The following is a 1,213-nucleotide window of genomic DNA, read 5'->3' as shown; positions in this document are numbered from 1 at the left end:
TTGTATGGATAATAAACCCATAAATTAATTAATATTTATACCAGGTTCGGGTAATGTGAGACCCAGGCTTTAGCAGCAACTAAAGCTTTCCTTGTCGTAGTTCGATTAAGCGATGGCTCCTCTATTGAGAGACCGATAACAAGAACGAACGCGACAAAGGACTCCAAGCACCACACTCGAATAGTCTACTGGGTCTCGAACCCGCATTATGCAAGTAAGAGTTAGCTTATTATGAAATCAAATATGAATCAAAACATTAATGTCGGTGTCGATACTGGCAAATTCCAATTAGATATTTATATTCGACCTTTGGATATCTATTTCACCGTTACTAATGATGATAAAGGCATAAAAGAAGCCGTTAACATTATTAAAAAACACAAACCTGAGCGCATTGTTATCGAAGCAACTGGGCGTCTTGAAATGGCATTTATTTTAGCATGTGCCAAAGCAGGATTACCTTTTACTATTGCCAACCCTGTCCATGTAAAACGCTTTGCCGGTGCCATTGGACAACGTGCAAAAACAGATAAATTAGACGCTCAACTAATTGCGCATTATAGCGAAGCAATCAAGCCTAAATTATCACAGCTAAAACCAGAAACAATGCAAGCTATGAGTGATTTAGTAACGCGCAGAAATCAATTATTAACTATGCAAACCATGGAAAAGAATCGCTTACAAATTATGCCTAAAGCATTAGCCATGACGATTAAACCTATTCTCACTTCGTTCAAAAACCAAATTATTAAAATAGAAGAAAAAATAGCAAAGCTGATTGAGAGTTGTCCTGAATATAAAGCTAAAAATGAAATATTACAAAGCATGACTGGCATTGGAAAAATAGCCGCAGCTTCTATCATCAGTAACTTGCCTGAATTGGGTTATATCAACAGTAAACAAGCCAGTGCTTTGATTGGTGTTGCACCGATAAATCGAGAAAGTGGACGATTTAAAGGTAATCGAAAAATACAAGGTGGACGACCACAAGTCAGAACCGTTTTATACATGGCCATGATGTCAGCAATGCAATCTAATCCTGTTTTTAAAGCGACATATCAACGTTTATTAGCCGCAGGAAAACCTAAAAAAGTCGCAATAATTGCCTGCATTAGAAAGATGATTGTTATCTTAAATTCAATGCTAAGAGACGGTGTTTCATGGGAAGCGCCAAAAGTTATAAATTAACTATTGACGCCATAGTCTCTTGTTA

General features: G+C 37.0%; 1 protein-coding gene. It reads left to right on the top strand.

Annotated elements, in window-relative coordinates:
• The first annotated feature begins 231 nt into the window (after nucleotides 1-231).
• Nucleotides 232-1,188, top strand: coding sequence for an IS110 family transposase (locus tag H5126_RS21205; protein WP_182720996.1), 957 nt, complete (start codon nucleotides 232-234; stop codon nucleotides 1,186-1,188).
• The last annotated feature ends 25 nt before the right edge of the window (nucleotides 1,189-1,213 follow it).

The sequence above is a fragment of the Pseudoalteromonas sp. SG45-3 genome, assembly GCF_014164075.1.
Taxonomy (GTDB): Bacteria; Pseudomonadota; Gammaproteobacteria; order Enterobacterales; family Alteromonadaceae; genus Pseudoalteromonas; species Pseudoalteromonas distincta.
Note: the sequence above shows the minus strand (reverse complement) of the source record. Positions and strands in the feature narration are given on the sequence as shown.